At 50.8% G+C, this 579-nt stretch carries 1 protein-coding gene; it reads right to left on the bottom strand.

Translation table 11 applies throughout. The annotated features are described in order from the left end of the window. Positions 1-114 precede the first annotated feature (114 nt). Positions 115-333, bottom strand: coding sequence for a Maff2 family mobile element protein (locus ACESZP_RS17975; protein WP_003525154.1), 219 nt, complete (start codon positions 331-333; stop codon positions 115-117). Positions 334-579: the final 246 nt, after the last annotated feature.

Here is a 579-nt window from a genome sequence, read left to right on the forward strand (position 1 = left end):
CATTTCTTTCAGCCAATTTGTCAGGGCTTCAAGTAAGAAATCCATACGGTGTCAACCTCCTTTCCGCCGCCCCCGCAGAACTGCGGGAGCGGCAAGGATTTCATGCAGGAACGCTTAGACAGAGAACAGCCCGGAGAGCAGCGGTACAAGGACCATGCCGACTACGGCTACACCAGCGCCGGCCATGAGCTGCTTCATGCCCTGAGATTTTGCGCCAGGGTTGTCGTTGCCGTAACCTTCCAACAGGTTGATGACACCCCAGATACCAAGACCAGCGCCCAGAGCGATAACGAGAGTCTGAAGAACGGTAATTGCCTGTTCAAAAAATGCCATATAGTTTGTTAGCCGGAATCTGACTAAAAAATAGGTTTGTCATGTTTCATAGGCATACAAAAGCCGGAACAATCTGCCGCCCGGTTTCCGAGGGCATGATTCCGGCTGTCCTCCTTTTTCATTATTTTTTCTTGCGATTGTCCGCTTTGTACGCCAATGGCCCATAGAGGGCAGTTGCGGCAAATAGATACGATCACTCCTTTCTCAGCGGAACCGTATTACACGCCCTCCGTGTCTACTTCATAT

Origin of the sequence: Candidatus Dorea massiliensis AP6, assembly GCF_964245105.1 — a bacterium.
GTDB classification, from domain to species: Bacteria; Bacillota; Clostridia; order Lachnospirales; family Lachnospiraceae; genus Laedolimicola; species Laedolimicola intestinihominis.

Excerpts from the sequence above, each read along its gene's own strand:
- ACESZP_RS17975 (WP_003525154.1), bottom strand. The coding sequence starts at position 333 with ATGGCATTTTTTGAACAGGCAATTACCGTTCTTCAGACTCTCGTTATC.